Origin of the sequence: Kribbella sp. NPDC056861, from assembly GCF_040687575.1 — a bacterium.
Lineage (GTDB): Bacteria > Actinomycetota > Actinomycetes > Propionibacteriales > Kribbellaceae > Kribbella.
Genome location: NZ_JBFBNQ010000002.1, coordinates 1003248 through 1022441 on the forward strand (window position 1 = coordinate 1003248; position 19194 = coordinate 1022441).

Sequence of the window (19194 nt, forward strand, 5' to 3'; positions counted from 1 at the left end):
AGTCACGAGCTAGCGAACACTGCTTTGATGGGCCCGTCAAGACTTCTGGAAAGTAATCGTTTTCGTTCCATCTGGAGGTATTTGAGTGTCAGGGCGAGCGACCATGGAGGACGTTGCGCGGGTGGCTGGGGTTTCCCGGGCACTGGTGTCGATCGTCTACCGCGACGCCCCCGGCGCGAGCGAGGCGACCCGGGCCCGGGTGCTGGCGGCCGGCAGCGAGCTCGGGTACCGCCCGGACCATCGCGCCCGGCTGCTTGGTCGCACCCGGACCCGGTTGCTGGGCGTGACGTTCGACGTACAGGCTCCCTTTCACGGCGACCTGGTAGAGGCCCTGTACTCCGCTGCGGAGGCCGCCGGGTACGACCTGGCACTTAGTGCTGTCGCCCCGTCGCGACAGGAGTCCCGCGCAGTACAGTCGCTGCTCGACTATCGCTGCGAGGCATTGGTCCTGCTGGGCCCGCAACTGTCTCCCTCTGCCCTGACTGCCTTGACCGAGTCGCAGCCCGTCATAGTCGTCGGCCGCAAGGTCAAGGCGACAGGCGTCGACGTAGTACGCACAGACGACATGGCAGGGTCGCGGCTGGCTGTCGAACACCTGCTGTCGTTGGGACACCGCAGCATCCTGCACATCGATGGCGGTAAGTCCTCTGGCGCTGCGGAGCGTCGTACGGGCTATCGGAATGCCATGCGCCACGCGGGCCTGTCACCGCTAGTCCAAACAGGCGGCCGCACAGAGGCTGAGGGCGCTGACGCCGCCAAGACGTTTCTGAACGACGCCCCACCGGCTACCGCGGTCACCCTCTTCAACGATCGCCTGGCGACCGGCTTCCTCGACACCATCCGCCAATCTCTCCGGGTCCCTCAAGACCTCTCTGTGGTCGGCTACGACAACACCACCATCTCCAGGCTCTCCCACATCAGTCTGACCACCATTGCCCAGAACACAGCCGCCCTGGCAGCCGAAACCATCGCCAAGGCCCACACCCGCCTGACAGACGCGCCCACCGCCCCAACGCCTCCGATCCCGCCAACACTCGTCCCCCGCTCCACCACCTCCCCGCCGGCTTCCTAGAGGAGCACACGATGACCTGGCTCAAGCCCGAAGACGCCAAGCTGGACGACCTGCTCGCAGTACTGCGAACTGACACCGACCCCGCCGACTACCCGTTCGCCGAGTCGATCGAGCAGCAGGTACCGCTCTACGACGCCGCCCGGATCCGCAAAGAGGATCCCCGCGAGATCCAGGCGGAGTTCGCGAAAGCGCTCAGCGACGGCCCAGGCATCGTCGTACTGAAGGGTGCCTTTGGCAACGATGTGGTGAACGCGACCACCTCCGAGTTCCAGGCGATGATCGACGACCAGCACCGAGCCGGTACTGCGGCCGGCGACCATTTCGCCAAGCCCGGTGCCAACGACCGGGTCTGGAACGCCCTGGAGAAGCTGGCGATCAGGGCGCCCGAGGTGTTCGCCGCCTACTACTCCAACGATCTGCTCGCGCTGGTCGCGAAGGCCTGGCTCGGTCCGGCGTACCAGGTCACCTCGCAGGTGAACGTGGTGAATCCAGGAGGTGAAGGTCAGACGGTGCATCGCGACTACCACCTCGGCTTCCAGTCCACCGAGGTCGCGGCTGCCTACCCTGCCCATGTGCACAAGCTGTCCAGCGTGCTGACGCTGCAAGGGGCGGTCGCGCACTGTGACATGCCGGTGGAGAGCGGACCGACGCTCTACCTGCCGCACTCGCACAAGTACGAGCACGGCTACCTCGCCTGGCGGAAGCCCGAGTTCGGCGCTCATTTCGTCGAACATCACGTGCAGTTACCGCTCACCAAGGGTGACGCCGTGTTCTTCAACCCGGCGCTCTTCCACGCGGCCGGCAGCAATCACTCGACGGACATCTTCCGGATGGCGAACCTGCTGCAGATCTCGTCCGCGTTCGGTCGCGCGATGGAGAGCGTCGACCGGGTCCGGATGGCGGTCACCCTCTATCCCGTACTGCGTACTCTGCGGCACGATGACGCCTTCGATCTGGACAATGTCATCGCCGCGAGCGCCGAGGGATACGCTTTCCCGACCAACCTGGACCGGGACCAGCCGATCGGCGGTCTCGCTCCCCAGACCCAGGCCGACCTGGTCCGCCAAGCCCTCGCCGAGGACTGGCCCGATCTCCGGCTGCAGCAGGCCCTCGACGAGTACGCCGTCCGCCGCCGTACGGATGACATCTGAGCAAGGGAGAACGTATGGAACCGCTTCGCATCGGAATTCTCGGAGCCGCCCGGATCGCGGGCCGGGCGATCGTCGAACCGGCCCGGCTGACCGGCGCCCGGCTGGTGGCCGTCGCGGCCCGGGACACCGGCCGCGCTGAGGCGTTCGCGGCCGAACACGGTGTGGAACGGGTGCTGGCGAGCTACCAGGACATGGTCGACGATCCCGAGGTCGAGGCGATCTACAACCCGCTCGCCAACGGGCTGCACGGCCCGTGGAACCTGCGAGCGATTGCCGCGGGCAAGCATGTGCTGACCGAGAAGCCGTCGGCCAGCAACGCGATCGAGGCCGCGCAGGTGCGGGATGCGGCGCGTGAGCAGGGCGTTGTGCTGATGGAAGGGTTCCACTACCTCTTCCACCCGGTGATGCGGCGGCTGCAGGAGTTGCTGACCAAGGGCGAGCTGGGTGAGTTGCAGCACGTCGAGGCGACGATGGTGATGCCGCCACCGGACGATGACGACCCGCGCTGGTCCCTGCAGCTCGCTGGTGGCGCGCTGATGGACGTCGGTTGTTACGCCCTGCACGCGCAGCGCATGCTGGCCCCATGGGGCGGCGGTGCGCCGAAGCTGGCCAGTGCCCGAGCGGGCGAGCGCAAGCGTCTCCCTGGTGTGGACGAGTGGCTCAACGCGGACTTGTTGTTCCCCAACGGCGCGACCGGCGCGGTGCGGACCAGCATGGCGGGCGAGGACCTCGATTTCAGCCTGCGGATCACTGGTACGCGCGGCGAGGCCTTCGCGCCGAGCTTCGTGCTGCCGCATCTGGACGACCGGGTCACCGTCAAGACCAAGGAGGACACCTGGGTCGAGCGGCTGGGCACCAAGTCGTCCTATGCCTACCAGTTGGAGGCTTTCACTGCTCACCTGCGCGATGGTGCTCCGCTCATCACGGACGCGGACGATGCCCACGCCACGATGGAGCTGATCGACGAGTGCTATCGCGAGGCAGGCCTGCTGCCTCGACCTGCGACGACCTTTTAGCCTCCGCCAAGAGCCGGCGCACCGGCAGCCGACCCCTGAGGCATGACTCGAACACAGCCTGGATCCTCGGATCCAGGCTGTGTTGCAACTCCGTCCAGACTCGGTGTCAGCTCACGCTGAGTAGCCGATCTGCGGTTAGCTTGGAGACCTGAGTGGTGGCTCGACTGGGGTAGTCGCCACTCAGTCGTGAGTCGGGAAGCCGAGGTTCAGCCCGCCATGGGACGGGTCGAGCCAGCGCGAGGTGATCACCTTGCCGCGGGTGAAGAAGTGCACGCCCTCGGTGCCGTGCGCGTGGGTGTCACCGAACAGCGAGTTCTTCCAGCCACCGAACGAGTAGTAGGACATCGGCACCGGGATCGGCACGTTGACGCCGACCATGCCGACCTCGACCTCGGTCTGGTAGCGGCGAGCGGCGCCGCCGTCATTGGTGAAGATGGCGGTGCCGTTGCCGTACGGGTTGGAGTTCACCAGCTCCAGCGCGGCGTCGTACGACGCAACCCGCAGTACCGAGAGCACCGGGCCGAAGATCTCGTCGGTGTAGATCGACATCTCCGGGGTGACCTTGTCGAACAGCGTCGGGCCGAGCCAGAACCCGTCGTCGCCACCGTCGAACGGCCCTTCGCGGCCGTCCACGGCCAGCTCGGCGCCGGCCTCGACCCCGGCTTCGACGTACCCGACGACCTTGTCGCGGTGCGGTCCGGTGACGAGTGGGCCCATGTCGGAGCCACGGGTGCCGTCGCCGGTCTTCAGCGTCCCCATCCGCTCGCGGATCTTGGCGATCAGGTCGTCCGCGACGGGCTCGACCACGACCAGCGCGGAGATCGCCATGCAGCGCTCTCCCGCGGAGCCGAAGCCCGCGTTGACGGCCGCGTCGGCGGCGAGGTCGAGGTCGGCGTCAGGCAGCACGACCATGTGGTTCTTGGCGCCGCCGAGCGCCTGGACGCGCTTGCCGTTCTTCGTGCCGGTCTCGTACACATACCGCGCGATCGGGGTCGAGCCGACGAAGGAGACAGCCTTGATGTCCGGGTGCTCCAGTAGCCGGTCGACGGCCTCCTTGTCGCCGTGCACGACGTTCAGCACGCCGTCAGGCAGACCTGCTTCCTTCCACAACGCGGCGACCGCGTTCACCGCGGACGGGTCCTTCTCGGACGGCTTGATCACCACGCTGTTGCCGCAGGCGATCGCGATCGGGACGAACCACAGCGGCACCATCGCCGGGAAGTTGAACGGCGAGATGACCGCGACCACGCCGAGCGACTGGCGGATCGAGTAGACGTCGACGTTGGTGGAGACGTTCTCGCTGAAGCCGCCCTTGAGCAGGTGCGGGATGCCGCAGGCGAACTCGACCACCTCGAGCCCACGAGTGACCTCGCCAAGCGCGTCCGAGAGCACCTTGCCGTGCTCGGCGGTGATCAGCGCGGCGATCTCCTCCTTGCGCTCGTTCAGCAGCTCGCGGAAGGCGAACAGAACCTGCGCGCGCTTGGTGAGCGAGATCCGGCCCCACGTCCTCGACGCGTCGTGGGCGACCTTGACCACCTCGTCGACGGTCGCCGCCGAGGCGAGATCGAGCTCACCGGTCACCTCGCCGGTGGCCGGGTTGTAGACCTTGCTGGTGCGTTCGGAGACTCCCGTCCACGGGGCGCCGCCGACCAGATGGGTGATTCGCTCAATGCTCACAGCTGCATCCCTTGCTTGGACAGTAAGTCGATGTTCTTCTCTCGCAGATCCGTGCCCGGACCCTTCGGAACGTCCCGGAACAGGGCGGGATCGAGGCTGGGGCTCACCCGAGGACCTCACTCCGGCTGACCATCTCGACCTCCACCGGGCGCCCCTCCTGCAGGGACTGCACGCCGGCCGTGCAGACCGCGGCGGCGGCGTACCCGTCCCAGGCCGTCGGGCCGTCGATCTCGCCCCGCGCCGCGGCATCCACCCAGCGCTGGACTTCGATGTCGTACGCCAGCCCGAAGCGGACCCGGAAGTCGTCCGGCACCGCACCACCCCAGTGTCCGGCCTGCTTGGTCAGTACGTCGACCCCGAGGCCGATCGTCGCGCTGCCCTTCTCGGCGACCGCCTCGCAGCGCACCTCGTAGCCGACCTGGAAGTTCACGAACACCTCCACGTCGGCCAGTGCGCCGTTCGCCATCTCGAACACGGCGAGCTGCGGATCGAGCACCCCCTCGCCGACCAGGCTGGTCGGCTTCGGAGCGTGCACGGTGATCCGGACGATCTCGTCGTCGAACAGCCAGCGCGCCACGTCCACCTCGTGCACCAACGAGTCGCGCACGATCATCTCGCTGCGGAACGTCTCCGGAACGGTCTTGTTCCGGTGCACGTTGTGCAGCAGCAGTGTCCGGCCGAGCTCCCCGGAGTCCAGCACCTGCTTCAACCGCGAGTACTCCGGGTCGAAGCGGCGCATGAAACCGACCTGGATCAACGGCCGCCCGATCTTGTGCTCGGCCTCGACCACCCGCAACGACGATTCGGCGTCCATCGTCAACGGCTTCTCGCAGAGCACCGGTTTGCCGTGCTCCAGACAAGCCATCAACTGCTCGACATGCGCGAAACCCGGCGACGCGATGATCACCGCATCCACCTCGGCATCACCGATCAACGCCAACGGATCACTGATCACCCGTACGCCGCCCACACCCGCAGCTCCGGCAGCGGCCGATCCCACGGCGTCACCCGCTCCGGTCGCCCCGGCAGCCCCACTCGCTCCCCCGGAACCGCCCGCCTCGCTTGCTCCTCCGGCGCCACCTCCCCCTCCGGCGACCGGCGGCCCGGCAGACCGCTTGCCCGGCGCCTGGTTCAGGGCAGCGGCCAGCGCCTCGGCTCTAGCCGTGTCCGGGTCGGACACAGCGACCAGCCGCGCTCCCGAGATCCGCCGGGCGACCCGCTCGGCATGATCGGCACCCATCGCCCCGACGCCGATGATCCCGATCCTGAGGTCCTGCGTCATGTGTTCTCCAGCGGGGACTCGATCTTGCCCGTCCCGTCGGCCGGGCGTACGACGGACTCCACATCGATGTTGCGGAGCTCGTGGCTGAGCGCCTCCAGCTCGGAGCCACCCGCCATCTCGTTGGTCAGCTGCTCCAGGGTGATCTCGGCGCGATGCGTGTCGAGCGCGACCCGGCCCAGCTTGAGGACGACGAAATGGTTCCCGACCAGGTAGGCGTGGTGCGGGTTGTGGGTGATGAAGACGACGCCGAGACCGGCATCGCGCGCCTTCACGATGTACTTCAGCACCACCCCGGACTGCTTGACGCCGAGCGCGGCGGTCGGCTCGTCCAGGATCAGCACCTTGGCGCCGAAGTAGATCGCCCGGGCGATCGCGATGCACTGGCGCTGACCGCCGGACAGCATCCCGACCGGCTGCTCCAGGTTGGGGATCGAGATCCCCATCTTGGTCAGCTCCTCCTGCGCGATCCGCTTCATCCGCCGGTCGTCCAGGGTGCCGAACCCCTTGGTGATCTCGTTGCCCAGGAAGAAGTTGCGCCAGACCGACATCAGCGGGGCGAGCGCGAGGTCCTGGTAGACCGTGGCGATCCCGCTGTCCAGCGACTCCCGCGGCGACTTGAACTTCCGGGCCTCCCCGTTCACCGACAGGGTTCCGTCGGTGTGCTCGTGCAGGCCGGCGATGATCTTGATCAGCGTCGACTTGCCCGCGCCGTTGTCGCCGAGCACACAGGTGATCTCGCCCTGCCGCACGGCCAGCGACACCCCGCGAAGGGCCTGGACGTTGCCGTAGCTCTTGCCGACCTCGTCCAGGTGCACGACCGGCGTGGTCGGGCTGGTGGCCGCCTCGTCGGCGAAACTGCTCGTGGTGCTCATCGCGCTTCCGCCTTCTTCTTGACGACCAGGTTCACGATCGTGGCCAGCAGCAACATCACGCCGAGGAACGCCTTGAACCAGTCCGGGTTCCAGCCGGCGTAGACGACACCGAGTTGCACCATGCCGAAGATCAGCGCGCCGACCGCGCCGCCGACCACCGAGCCGTAGCCGCCGGTGAGCAGGCAGCCGCCGACCACCGCGGCGATGATGTACAGGAACTCCTTGCCGACACCCTCACCGGACTGCACCACGCCGTTCTGCACGAACAGCAGCTGCATCCCGGTGAACCAGGCGAAGAACCCGACCGTCATGAACAGCCCGATCTTGACCTTCTTCACCGGTACGCCGACCGCCCGGGCCGCGGCCGCATCGCCACCGACGGCGAAGATCCAGTTGCCGATCTTCGTCTTCAACAGCACCCAGGCCGCGATCGCCACGAAGGCCAGCCACCACACGATCAGGATCTTCACCGTGATCCCGCCGATCTTGAACTGCGAGGCGAACACCGCGTGCGCCGACGAGAACCCGTCCATGTCGCTGATCGAGTTCGACGCCACCGCGCCGGAGGTCAGCCGGGTCACCGCGATGTTCAGGCCTTGCAGAATGAAGAAGGTCCCCAGCGACACCAGGAAGCTGGGGAGCCCGGTCCGCATCAGCAGCCAGCCGTTGAAGGCGCCGACCAGCAGCGCCACCGCCAGGGCGACCAGCATGCCGACCCAGACGTTGACGCTCAGCTGGTACGAGAAGATGCCCGCGGTCAGGCCGGCCGTGGTCACCGCCACCCCGGCCGACAGGTCGAACTCCCCACCGATCATGAGCAGCGAGACGGGCACTGCCATGACACCGATCAGTGCGGCCTGGTAGAGGATCGTGCCGGTGTTGTTGATGTCCCGGAACGGCGCGGCACTGGCCGCGAAGAAGATCAGGATCACCGCCGCGCCGACGAGCGATCCGATCTCCGGCCGGCTCAGCAGCCGGGCCCCCACGGAGCGGGCCGCGACCCGGTCGTCCAGCCCCGCGGGCGTCGTGATGGTCGATGCCATGGCCCTACCTCAGCGAGTTCCGGCCGCGGCGTACTTCTCGACGGCCTCGATGTTCGTCTTGTCGATGAACGCCGGCCCGGTGAGAGTCGCCTCGCCACCACCGATCGTGTCGCCGTTGGTCTTGTTCAGCCAGATCGCGTCCACGGCCAGGTAGCCCTGCAGGTAGGGCTGCTGGTCGACGGCGAAGTCGACGGTGCCGTCCTTGACCGCCTTGGCCATCTCCTTGCTCATGTCGAAGCTGCCGACCTTGGCCGACGAGCCCGCGTCCTTGACCGCCGAGACCGCGGTCAGGGCGATCCCTGCGTTCAGCGCGACCACGTAGTCGGCCGTCTTGTCCTGCTGCAGCTTGGACGTGACCGTCGCCTGCGTGCCCGGCTGGTCGGTGCCGTTGACGTTCAGGTTCTCGACCGCGCCGAACTTGTCCTTGATGCCCTGGCAGCGGGCCTCGAGGCTCACGTTGCCCTGCTCGTGGATGACGCAGATGACCTTCTTGGCGCCGAGCGCCTTCAGCTTCTCACCGGTCGCCTGGCCGGCGATCCGCTCGTCCTGACCGAAGTACCCGATCGCGCCGGACGACTTCCAGGTGTCCAGGCCACCGTTCAGCACGGTCACCGGAATCCCCGCCGCGATCGCCTTCTTGACGTTCGGGATCACCGCGTCCGGCTTGTTCAGGGTGACCGCGATGCCGTCGACCTTGGAGTCGATCGCCGTCTGCACCAGGTTGGCCTGGGCGGCCCCGTCCGGGTCGGAGGAGTACTGCAACTCGATGTTGTCCTTCTGGGCGGCCGCCTCGGCGCCGCGCCGGACGATGTCCCAGAAGGTGTCGCCCGGACCCGAATGGGTGATCAGGGCAACCTTCATCCGCGGCGTGGTCGCCACGTTGCCGGACGAGCCGCTCGCCTTCTCCTCCTCCTTCTTGCCGCCGGAGGAACTACAGGCGCCCAGCGCCGCGACCAGCACGAGCGCCGCCCCCGTGGCCACCGCCTTCTTCTGCCACCGAACCATGAGAACCAACCAGCCTTTCAGACGTTCCGCGGTAACGCCGCGGCGTGTGGATGTGACCAGTGAGAAATACTCTGCTGGTCGTCATACGGATACACCACCCCCGTGGGTTTTCAGGTATCCCAGGGTCCGTTCCGCGATCGGCAACGGTACGTCGGGCGCGCACGGGTACAGGTCCTGCTCGACGATCGCGAACAGATCCACGTCAAGACCCGCCAACGCGTCGAGCACCGGCGGCAACTCAGGCACTCCGAGCGGCGGCTCGCACATGACGCCGCGCCGGACCGCCTCGTCGAAGCCGATGCCGTCGGCCTCGGCCTGCGCCAGCACCACCGGGTCGACCTGTTTCAGGTGCACGTAGCCGATCCGCTCCGGGTACTTCCGGATCAGCTCCAGATTGTCGCCACCGCAGTAGCTGATGTGGCCGGTGTCCAGGCAGAGGTTGACGTGCTCCCCGTCGGTCTCGGCGAGGAACCGCTCGACCGTCTCCTGGCTGTCCACATGCCCGTCCGCGTGCGGATGGAACTGCGTCTTCAACCCGTACTCCGCGGCGATTCGCCGGCCGAGCTCGGTCACCTGTTGCCCGTGCCGGGCCTGGCCCTCGTGGTCCAGCCGCGGCTCGACCACCTCACCGTTGTCTCCGCGCCACATCGACGGGATGACGACCAGGTGCTTGGCGCCCATCGCGGCAGCCAGCTCAGCCGCGGCCGACACATCGGCCCAGGTCGAGTCCCACGAGTCCGCCCGGTGCAGGTGCTCGAAGATCGTGCCGGCCGTGACTTCGAGGCCGCGCTTGCCCAGCTCGTCCTTCAGCTGGCCAGGGTCGGTCGGCAGATAGCCGTACGGGCCGAGCTCAATCCGGGTGTAGCCGGCCGCGGCGACCTCGTCGAGGAATCGCTCCCAGGGTGTCTGCCGCTCGTCGTTCGCGAACCAGACACCCCACAAGTCGGGCGCGCTACCGACCTTGACGCTACCCATGGCGGTCCCCCTCGACGGGGGTTAGGTACGGCCGCTGACTCCGCTTGGACACCTCGTACTGCGCTGAGGCGGCCTGCGTCGAGTCGAGGTCGGAGACCTGGCTGACCGGCACGTCCCACCACGACTCGCTGCCCGGCGCGCTGATCAGCGGATCGGTCTTCACGTGGATCGCGATCGGACCGTCGGCGGCCTTCGCCGTACCGATCGCCTTCTCCAGCTCGGCGCGGCTGCTCACGTCGAGCACCTCGACCCCGAGGCTGCGCACGTTGGCGGCCAGGTCGACCGGCAGGTAGTCGCCGTCCAACCGCCCGTCGCCGCTGCGCCGCCGGTACGCCGTACCGAATCGCTGTGAGCCAAGGGATTCGGACAGCGCGCCGATCGAGGCGAAGCCGTGGTTCTGCACCAGGACGACGATGATCTTGATGTTCTCCTGGACGGCGGTGACCAGCTCGCTCGACATCATCAGATACGACCCGTCGCCGACCAGGACGAAGACGTCGCGCTCGGGCGCGCCGAGGCGGACGCCCAGGCCGCCGGCGATCTCGTAACCCATGCAGGAGAAGCCATATTCGACGTGGTATCCCTTCGGGTCGCGAGTCCGCCAGAGTTTGTGCAGGTCGCCCGGCATCGAACCGGCCGCGCACACCACCACATCAGACGCCGCCGACAATTCGTTGACGGCGCCCAGCACCTCGCCCTGGGTGAGCAGCCCTCCGGCCAGCTTCCCGGTCACCTCGGCGGGCGGGTTGTAGGTGTTGTCCACAATCGCGTCCCACCGAGTTGCGAGCTCGGCCGTCAATGATCTGTAATCGTCCTGCACGGACCAATCACCGACCTCAGACGCCAAGGAAACAAGGGCTTCCCGGGCATCTGCGACGACAGGGAGACCAGCATGCTTGCCACCGTCGAAGCGCGCCACATTGATGTTGACGAACCGGACGTCCGGGTTCTGGAAGGCGGTCCGCGACGCCGTCGTGAAGTCGGCGAAGCGGGTTCCGATGCCGATCACCAGGTCGGCCTCGCGGGCCAGCGCGTTCGCCGCCGTCGTGCCCGTGGACCCGACCGCGCCGACCGACTGCGGGTGGTCGTAGCGCAGCGATCCCTTGCCTGCCTGGCTTTCCGCCACCGGGATACCGGTCCGCTCGGCGAACTGGCGCAACGCGTCCTGAGCACGGGAGTAGGCGACACCGCCGCCGGCCACGATCAGCGGCTTGCGCGAAGACCGGATGAGCGTTGCCGCCTTGTCGACAATGGATGCCTCAGGCAACGGACGCGCGACGTACCAGGTGCGCTCGGCGAACAACTCTTCCGGCCAGTCGAAGGCTTCCGCCTGCACGTCCTGCGGAAGGGCGATGGTGACCGCGCCTGTCTCCACCGGGTCGGTCAGCACGCGCATGGCGTTCAGCAGCGCCGAAGGCAGTTGCTCAGGGCGCCAGACTCGGTCGAAGTACTTCGAGACCGGGCGGAAGGCATCGTTGACCGAGACATCGCCGGCGGTCGTGCTCTCCAGTTCCTGCAACACCGGAGTCGCCACCCTGGTGCTGAACACATCCGACGGAAGGAGCAGAACCGGTAGCCGGTTGACCGTGGCCAGCGCCGCACCGGTGATCATGTTGGTCGAGCCGGGACCGACGCTCGCCGTGCAGGCGTAGGTCTGCAGACGATCGCGGGTCCGAGCGAAGGCGGAGGCTGTGTGCACCATTGCCTGCTCGTTGCGGGCAAGGATGTACGGCAGCGCCTCGGGGTCATCCAACTCGGACTGCAGCAACGCCTGCCCGATGCCCGCGACATTGCCGTGCCCGAAGATGCCGAGGCAACCCGCGAACAGCTTCTGCCGCTCCCCATCGCGCTCTGAGTACTGAACGCTCAGGAAGCGCACCAGCGCCTGCGCGACCGTGAGACGCACCGTCATAGCTCTCCTCCGAAACCCGTCGTCATCACTTCATCCACCTGCCACCCACCGGCCCTACCCCGACAGATCGACACTCCGACCAACGGCCGCCGGGCATCTCCGCCCTCAGCCACCACCTGCTCAACCATCCATCCACCGGCGGCCTCACCGGCGGACACCCGCTGCCCGGCCACCCACTCACCGGCGGGGCCACCCGCTGGCACCGCCTGCCCGAACACCCATTCACCAGCGAGTCCACTCGCAGGCACCGCCTGCCCGACCAACCACCCACCGGCGACTTCGCCCGGAGTCGTCGTCGCTGCTCCGCGCCTTGGCTTGGTCTGTCCGGCGCGGTTGCTCGAGGCCTCCATCAGCTCTTCCCGAAGGGGAGTCGGGGGTCTATCTGCTCGGTCTTCCACAGTTCGCGGACCCAGCCGTGCTGTGGGTCATCGCTGATCAGCCACTCCCGCTCCGCACCAGGACCAGCCATCACGTTCAGGTAGTACATGTCATACCCAGGAGGCGCCATCGCAGGACCATGCCAACCGTGTGGCACCAGCACCAGATCCCCACTGCGCACTTCAGCCAGTACGTCGATGGGGCGGTCGCCGGTGCCGTAGACCCGCTGGTAACCGATCGGGTCGTTGCCCTTGACAACTTCAGGGGCGGCGTCGGAGAGCTGGAGCTCGAAGTAGTAGATCTCCTCGAGTTCACTCTCCTTGCCAGGCTTGTGCTCGTCGTGCTTGTGCGGCGGGTACGACGACCAGTTCCCGGCCGGGGTGAGCACCTCGCACGCGATGATCGAGTCGGCCTCGAGCACCGCCGGCGTACCGAAGTTGCGCACCTGCCGGGAGGCGATACCCGCGCCGCGCAGCTCGGTCTCGACCTGCTCGACGCCGATCCGCCGGAACGGATAGTCCGAGGCCGCGCGTGCGTGCGGGAAGGCGATCCGTGCGCCGCCTGCGCTCACCACAGCCATGGTGGTGCCGCGCGGGACGTATGCGAGGTCGGTCGCGCCGGCGAACACGTCAGCGCGCCCGCCCAGCGCAACAGTCTCGCCGTCGACGATTACTTCAGCGGACCCCGACAGCGGCAACACGAGCCATTCGGAGTCACCGGTGTCGATCTCGACAGACTGCCCCGGGCGCAGCGTGGCGACGTACAGACCGGTGTGCTCCCAGTCCTTCTCCCCCGGACTGACCGCGACGTCGAAGCCGTCACGAGCCGTGGAGCCCGCACGCCGGAACCACTCGGTCATGCGGCACCCCCGTGGACCAGAGAAGAGGCTTGGTCGACAGCGGCGGCTACGTTGCCATCGGGCGGGAAGAGGAGGGCTCGGCCTACTACCAGGCCGCGGACCGACGGGAGGCTCAAAGCCTTCCCCCAGGAGGCGTAGGTCTCCTCGGGCGCTACGGTCGGGTCGCCGCCGAGCAGGAGGGTCGGGAGGGTTGTTGCCTCCATCACCCTTTCCAGGTCGTCGACGACTGGCAGCTTGAGCCAGGTGTAGGCACTGGTGGCGCCGAGGCCGGCGGCGATATGGATGGACTTGATGACGGAGTCGGGGTCCAGGAGGTTGGTCACCCGGCCGTCTCGGCGGACTGACCAGAACGGTTCGACCATTGCCATCAGCTTGCGTTCGGCGAGTTCGGTCACTGCCTGGGCGCTGCTCTCCAGCGTCGCCACCGTGCCGGGGTCGTCGAGGCAGATCCTGGTCAGCATCTTGCCGCCGTCCAGCCTCCGCCCGGCGATGTCATCCGCCGTACCGTAAGCCGTGAACCGGTCGTCCAGTTCGAACGACGCGCCTTGCAGCCCGCCACGGTTCATCGACCCGATGACGACCTTGCCCTCAAGGGCGCCGAGGAGCAACAGGTCTTCGAGGATGTCGGGTGTCGCCAGTACTCCGTCGACCCCCGGCCGCCGCAGCGCGGTGCGCAGGCGGTCGATCAACGCGGGCCGACTGGCCATCGCCATCAGATCGTCCCGCACTCCAAGCGCGCCCCGAGCCGGGTGGTCGGCGGCCACGATCAGCAGCCGACCATCGTCACCCACCAGTTCCCGCCGCCGCCGCTGTTGCCAGGCCTCAGCAATCCGCTCCGGATACCGCACCCTGATCTCCGTCGGATTCACATCGCTCCCCAGCTCGCCGCCCAACCCACCCCGCCGAAACCCACCACCGCTCACCACCGCACGCTTCTCAGCCTGACCACTGCCACCGAGCAGTTCGCCGGAGCCAGAGTCAAGCGGGGTGGCGGCTGCGGGATTGTCCTGGCCGGGTGAGGTCTCGTGGAGCTCGCCGGTGGTCTCAGGTGCATCGGCGCCGGTCGGCTGACCTGCACCAGCTCCGCCAGACTCAGGCGCCCTGGCGCTGATGCCCAGAACCTCGTCGCCGCTGGTCTCCTGCAAAGCGTCGGCGCTGTTTCTGTGAAGAGTGTCGCCGCTGGGCTGGGGAGTGTCACCGCTGGGCCGGTGAGCGTCGCCGGTGGTCCACTGAACCTCGTTGCCGCCAGGCCGCTGAACCCCGTCGCCGCTGGTGCCCTGCAAAGCGTCACCGCTGGTCCCCTGCAAAGCGTCACGGCTGGTGCCCTGCGAAGCGTCACCGCTGGTTTCGTGGAGAGTGTTGCCGCTGCGCTGGTCGGCGGCGGCGCTGGGCTGATTGGAGCCGCTTGGCTGGGAAGTCTCGCCCGCTTGGCGTCTGCCGGCGTACAGACCACTGGCTTCCAGAGCCTCGTCGTCGGCGCTCATGCGGATTCCTCCAGTAGAGCCAGTACTTCGGCTTCGGTGGGCATGGCGGTGGAGCATTCCAACCGGGAGGCGACGATGGCGCCGGCGATGTTGGCGAAGCGGATCACCTTCTCGAGTGGCCAGCCGGCCAGGAGGCCGTGGCAGAGCGCGCCGCCGAAGCCGTCGCCGGCGCCTAGGCCGTTGACTACCTCGACCGGGAAGGGTGGTACCTCGACTCGTTCGTCGCGGGTGCGGGCCAGCGTGCCTTTCGGGCCTTGTTTGACGACTGCGAGGTCCAGTCCGCGGTCGAGTAGCGCCTGTGCCGCCTTGTCGGGGTCCGTTTCGCCGACCGCGACCTCGCACTCCTCACGGTTGCCGACGGCAACTGTGCAGTGCTGGAGTGCGCGGTTGACCTGCTCGTGCGCCTCGCTCGGGTCGGCCCAGAACATCGGGCGGTAGTCGAGGTCGAGGACGGTCAGCGGGCGGCGGGCGCGGGCTTCCCAGGCGGTGAAGTGCGCGGTGCGGCTCGGCTCGGCGGACAGTCCGGTGACTGTCGACCAGTAGATCGACGCTTCCTGGATGGCCGACAGGTCGAGCTCGGACGGGTTGATCACCAGGTCCGGCGCTTTCGGGAAGCGGTAGAAGTACAAGGGGAAGTTGTCCGGCGGGAAGATCTCGCAGAACGTGATCGGCGTCGGCAGGCCCTCGACCGGCGTTACGAACCGGTCGTCGACCCCGAGCTCCAGCAAGGTGCGGTGAATGAAGGTGCCAAACGGGTCGTTCCCGGTCCGGCTGATCACCGCTGACTTCCGGCCGTGCTTGGCCGCCGCGACGGCGACGTTGGTCGCGCTGCCGCCGAGGAACTTGCCGAAGCTCTCGACGTCCTCGAGCCGCGTCCCGGTCTGCAGCGGGTACAGGTCGACGCCGATCCGCCCGATGGTGAGTACGTCGTCAGCCATCAGACGGCCTCGGCGATCCGGCGCAGGTGCTCGATACTCGCCCGTACGTCGGCCAGCGGCCCGTCACCGTCAGGGCGCCCGGCCAGGATCGTGTCCTGCTCGAGCACGTACCAGCCGTCGTACCCGGACTTCTCCAGCGCCGACACGATCGTCTTCAGATCGATGTCGCCACCACCCAGCGGCCGATACATCCCGCCCCGTACTGCGTCGGTGTAGCTGACCTCCCCTGACTGCACGCGAGCCGCCCACCCGGCGTCGACATCCTTCAAGTGCGTGTGCAGGATCCGCGAAGTGTGCTTCAAAGCAAGGGCAACCGGGTCGACCCCGCCGATCAGCAGATGGCCGGTATCCAGCGTCAGGCCAATCGACGAACCCTCCAGAACCCGATCCACATCGGAGGCGTTCTCGACCATCGTGCCGACATGCGGATGCAGCGTCGCGGTGATCCCCTGCTTCGCGGCCAGCCCGGCCAGCGAGTCGAGGTTGGCCAGCAACGTGCTCCAGCCGACCGCGTCGAGCACGGGCCGGTCGTCGTACCCGTCCAGCCCGGTCGCCGCAGCAAGCACCAGCGTCGAGGCGCCGGCGGCGACAAAACCCTCCAGCGCACGAGCCACCTCAGCCGACGGATCGTGCCCCGGATCATGCAGTACTACCGGCACGAACCCGCCGACCGCCCGCAGCCCGAGATCCGCCAGCGCCTTCGCCTTCTCGGCCGGCTCGTCCGGCAAGAACCCGTCCGGCCCGAACTCGGTCGCGGCGATGCCCACGTCGCGCATCTGCGCGAGCACCGTGTCCGGGTCGTACTGCCAACCCCAGCCCGGGACCTCGCAGACACCCCAGGAGATGGGGGCGCCGGCGATCCTGGTGGCAACGTCACTCATCGGCCGATCTCCTCCAACGCGACAACACGCTTTTCCTGGCGGGACAGTTCGCAGGCATCCGCGATCCGGAACGCCTGCAGGGCATCGCGAACCGTGCACGGCACCGCACGGGTACCGGCGACGACCTCCGTGAACGCGGTCAGCTCGGCGACGTAGGCCGGCTGGAACCGGTCCATGAAGGTGCCGTGTGAATGACCGTCGGGGAACGTGACGCCGGGCTCGGCCGATCGCAGCGCGGTGTGCTCGTCCAGCCCGATCGCGATCGAGCCGAGTGAGCCGAGCAGTTCCATCCGCACGTCGTGGCCGGCCGCGTTGTAACGGGTGCCGCTGACCGAGACGAAAGTGTTGTCGTCGAGGGTCAGCAGCGCAGCGGCCGCGTCGATGTCGCCGTACTCGCCGAAGAAGGGTTCGCCGCGGTTGGCGCCGGTGGCGTAGACGCTGACCACCTCGCGGCCGGTGACGAACCGGATGATGTCGAAGTCGTGCACCGTGCAGTCGCGGAAGAAGCCGCCGCTGGTCGGGATGTACTCCCGCGGCGGCGGGAACGCGTCGTTGGTGTTCGCGCGGATGTGGTGGATGAAGCCGAGCTCACCGCTCGCGACCTGCTCCTGCGCCGACCGGTAGCCGGCGTCGAAGCGGCGCTGGAAGCCGATGTGCACGGGGACGTCCGAGGCCTCGACCAGCGCGACGATCCGCTGGGTCTCGCCGAGGTCGATCGCGACCGGCTTCTCGCAGAAGGTCGGGATCCCGGCCGCGACGGCTCGCGAGATCAGGTCGGCGTGCGCGGAGGTGGCGGCGGCGATCACGAAGCCGTCGATCCCGCTGCCCAGCAGTTCGTCCACGGTGGCCACGAACTCCAGGCCGAGGTCCTTGGCGATCAGCTCCGCCCGGCCGGTGTCGACATCGGTGACGACGACCTGCTCGACCGCCGCCAGGCCCTTCAGGGTCGCGGCGTGGAACGCCCCGATCCGACCGGCTCCGACCAACCCGATTCGCATCCTGTTGTGCCCTCTCGTCAAGGCGTTCGTGAGTGCCCGCCGACTGGCCGGCCGCGGTACTGGTTCGCCCAGTCAGCTTCGCGGGCGACGCCAGGGGTGTCAATACTTTGTAAGCACATTTTCACGTCGGGACATACAAACGTCGTTCCTGTAATATCCGGGCATGGTCGCCCTTCCGATCCAGATCGATCGGACGAGCCCGGTGCCGCTCTATCACCAGCTCGCCGAGCAGCTCACTGCTGCCGTCAGCAACGGCACCCTGCGCCCCGGCGACGCCTTCGAGAACGAACTGGCGATGTCGGACCGGCTCAGCCTGTCCAGGCCGACGGTCCGCCGGGCGATCTCCGAGCTGGTGAACAAAGGCCTGCTGGTCCGACGGCGCGGGATCGGCACCACCGTCGCCAACCAGATGGTGCACCGTCGCGCCGAGCTGACCAGCCTGTACGACGACCTGATCCGCGAGGGGCGCACGCCGCGTACCGACGTACTCTCCCTGGTCTGTTCAGCCCAGGACGACCGCGCCGCCGAGGCCCTCAGCCTCCCGCCGGGCACACCGCTGGTCTCGATCGTCCGCCTCCGCTACGCCGGCGACCAACCGCTCGCGATCCTCCGCAACTGGTTGCCCCCGACAATGGACGACCTGACCACCGAGCAACTCGAGACCGACGGCCTCTACGCCGTACTCCGCGCCCGCGGCATTCGCCCGACGGTCGCCCGGCAACGCATCGGCGCCCGCAACGCCACCGCCGAGGAACGCCGTACCCTGCAGATGTCCAAGGCCGAGCCGCTGGTCACGATGACCCGCAGCGCCTACGACGCCGACGGCTCCCCGGTCGAGTTCGGCGACCACTGCTACCGCGCCGACCAGTACTCGGTCGACGTCATCGTCTCCGAGAGATAGGTCTCAACGACTCCGGACGATTGCTTCTTCGAAGGTTTCCACGTGGAGCGGGATGACGACCAAGCCGATGCGCAGGGTCGGGTCCAGCCGGTCCCAGAGGAGGTCCGGGAGGGACTCCCACTCCACCTCGACCGAGACGGTTTGGGGGTAGCCGTCGGTGACGACATCGGCCGCGGTGCCGGAGTAGGTGGTGACGACGCCGGCGGTGGCTTCTTCGGAGCGGCGGAGGAAGAGTGACGGGTGCTGGACCTGGTCGGCGGAGTAGGAGCGGGCGGAGCCGACTACTACGTCCAGGAGTTCGGGGCCTTCGGTGACGGCGCCGGCAAAGATCCGTGGGGTGCGGATCGGCGGGTCCGGCTCGTAGTCGATGTTGCGGAGCGCCACCTGGAGGTCCACGCAGTCGGCGTGGGTGTTCGCGAGTTCGCTGACGTGGGTGCCGTTGCCGACGATCACCCAGTCCTCGGTGCGGACGGCGGCGGTGTAGTGACGCAGTTCGTCCGTGCCGGCGCCGCTGATGTCCTGCACCACGATCTCGTACTCCGCAACGACCAGCTCGCGCTGCTGGGACGCCGGGCTCCGGCCGGTCAGCCAGTAGGCGGCGAAGGGCACGCCGTCGCTGTCCCGCCCGATCGCCACCCCGCGCCCCGGATACTCACAACCACCAGCTACATCCACAAGGGTCGCCACGGGCGAAGCCTAGCCTCAGATCCGGCGACCTCGAACACCAAGCGGCGGCCGTGAGAAAGAACG

Annotated in this window: 17 protein-coding genes; 4 read left to right on the forward strand and 13 right to left on the reverse strand. The window is 67.8% G+C overall.

Going from position 1 to position 19194, the window contains the following annotated elements:
• Positions 1-103 precede the first annotated feature (103 nt).
• Genes AB0P21_RS11815 through AB0P21_RS11825 form a run of 3 tightly spaced genes read left to right on the forward strand, consistent with a single transcriptional unit; the run spans position 104 to position 3239 of the window.
• Positions 104-1072: a LacI family DNA-binding transcriptional regulator gene (locus AB0P21_RS11815; RefSeq protein WP_363695851.1), complete on the forward strand. Its 969-nt coding sequence runs from the start codon at positions 104-106 to the stop codon at positions 1070-1072.
• Positions 1073-1083: 11 nt separating this feature from the next.
• On the forward strand, positions 1084-2223 hold the full coding sequence (locus AB0P21_RS11820; RefSeq protein ID WP_363695852.1) for a phytanoyl-CoA dioxygenase family protein: 1140 nt from the start codon (positions 1084-1086) through the stop codon (positions 2221-2223).
• A 14-nt stretch (positions 2224-2237) separates the two neighbouring features.
• Positions 2238-3239, forward strand: a complete 1002-nt coding sequence (locus tag AB0P21_RS11825) for a Gfo/Idh/MocA family oxidoreductase (RefSeq protein ID WP_363695853.1) — start codon at positions 2238-2240, stop codon at positions 3237-3239.
• 180 nt (positions 3240-3419) lie between these two features.
• Here the strand turns inward: AB0P21_RS11825 and AB0P21_RS11830 are convergent, their stop codons facing one another.
• The 12 genes from AB0P21_RS11830 to AB0P21_RS11885 all read right to left on the reverse strand — a co-directional run bounded on the left by AB0P21_RS11830 (position 3420) and on the right by AB0P21_RS11885 (position 17543).
• Entirely contained in the window at positions 3420-4916 is a 1497-nt protein-coding gene (locus tag AB0P21_RS11830) for a CoA-acylating methylmalonate-semialdehyde dehydrogenase (protein WP_363695855.1), read from the reverse strand.
• A 103-nt stretch (positions 4917-5019) separates the two neighbouring features.
• Entirely contained in the window at positions 5020-6198 is a 1179-nt protein-coding gene (locus tag AB0P21_RS11835; RefSeq protein ID WP_363695857.1) for a Gfo/Idh/MocA family oxidoreductase, read from the reverse strand.
• Positions 6195-7070 (reverse strand): ATP-binding cassette domain-containing protein, encoded by an 876-nt coding sequence (locus AB0P21_RS11840; RefSeq protein ID WP_363695859.1) that lies wholly within the window; start codon positions 7068-7070, stop codon positions 6195-6197. Before AB0P21_RS11840 ends, AB0P21_RS11835 begins: the two co-directional genes overlap by 4 nt.
• A complete protein-coding gene (locus AB0P21_RS11845) occupies positions 7067-8113 on the reverse strand; it encodes an ABC transporter permease (RefSeq protein ID WP_363695860.1) in 1047 nt (348 codons plus the stop codon). The genes AB0P21_RS11840 and AB0P21_RS11845 overlap by 4 nt, the downstream gene beginning before the upstream one ends.
• A 9-nt stretch (positions 8114-8122) precedes the next feature.
• Positions 8123-9118 carry a sugar ABC transporter substrate-binding protein gene (locus tag AB0P21_RS11850; RefSeq protein ID WP_363695863.1) on the reverse strand — a complete coding sequence of 332 codons (996 nt, stop codon included), beginning with the start codon at positions 9116-9118 and terminating at the stop codon, positions 8123-8125.
• Positions 9119-9199: 81 nt separating this feature from the next.
• Positions 9200-10093, reverse strand: a complete 894-nt coding sequence (locus AB0P21_RS11855; RefSeq protein ID WP_363695865.1) for a TIM barrel protein — start codon at positions 10091-10093, stop codon at positions 9200-9202.
• Positions 10086-12005, reverse strand: coding sequence for a 3D-(3,5/4)-trihydroxycyclohexane-1,2-dione acylhydrolase (decyclizing) (gene iolD, locus AB0P21_RS11860; RefSeq protein ID WP_363695867.1), 1920 nt, complete (start codon positions 12003-12005; stop codon positions 10086-10088). Before iolD ends, AB0P21_RS11855 begins: the two co-directional genes overlap by 8 nt.
• A gap of 349 nt (positions 12006-12354) precedes the next feature.
• Positions 12355-13242, reverse strand: a complete 888-nt coding sequence (gene iolB / locus AB0P21_RS11865) for a 5-deoxy-glucuronate isomerase (protein WP_363695869.1) — start codon at positions 13240-13242, stop codon at positions 12355-12357.
• Entirely contained in the window at positions 13239-14111 is an 873-nt protein-coding gene (locus AB0P21_RS11870) for a deoxyribose-phosphate aldolase (RefSeq protein ID WP_363696484.1), read from the reverse strand. The genes iolB and AB0P21_RS11870 overlap by 4 nt, the downstream gene beginning before the upstream one ends.
• A gap of 611 nt (positions 14112-14722) precedes the next feature.
• Positions 14723-15664 carry a 5-dehydro-2-deoxygluconokinase gene (gene iolC / locus AB0P21_RS11875; RefSeq protein ID WP_363695871.1) on the reverse strand — a complete coding sequence of 314 codons (942 nt, stop codon included), beginning with the start codon at positions 15662-15664 and terminating at the stop codon, positions 14723-14725.
• Positions 15664-16545, reverse strand: a complete 882-nt coding sequence (locus tag AB0P21_RS11880; RefSeq protein WP_363695873.1) for a sugar phosphate isomerase/epimerase — start codon at positions 16543-16545, stop codon at positions 15664-15666. Before AB0P21_RS11880 ends, iolC begins: the two co-directional genes overlap by 1 nt.
• A complete protein-coding gene (locus AB0P21_RS11885; protein WP_363695875.1) occupies positions 16542-17543 on the reverse strand; it encodes a Gfo/Idh/MocA family oxidoreductase in 1002 nt (333 codons plus the stop codon). The genes AB0P21_RS11880 and AB0P21_RS11885 overlap by 4 nt, the downstream gene beginning before the upstream one ends.
• 163 nt (positions 17544-17706) lie before the next feature.
• Between AB0P21_RS11885 and AB0P21_RS11890 the strand changes: the two genes are divergently transcribed.
• Entirely contained in the window at positions 17707-18444 is a 738-nt protein-coding gene (locus AB0P21_RS11890) for a GntR family transcriptional regulator (protein ID WP_363695877.1), read from the forward strand.
• 3 nt (positions 18445-18447) lie between these two features.
• Here AB0P21_RS11890 and AB0P21_RS11895 read toward each other — a convergent pair whose 3' ends face one another.
• On the reverse strand, positions 18448-19131 hold the full coding sequence (locus tag AB0P21_RS11895; RefSeq protein ID WP_363695879.1) for an IMP cyclohydrolase: 684 nt from the start codon (positions 19129-19131) through the stop codon (positions 18448-18450).
• Positions 19132-19194 lie beyond the last annotated feature (63 nt).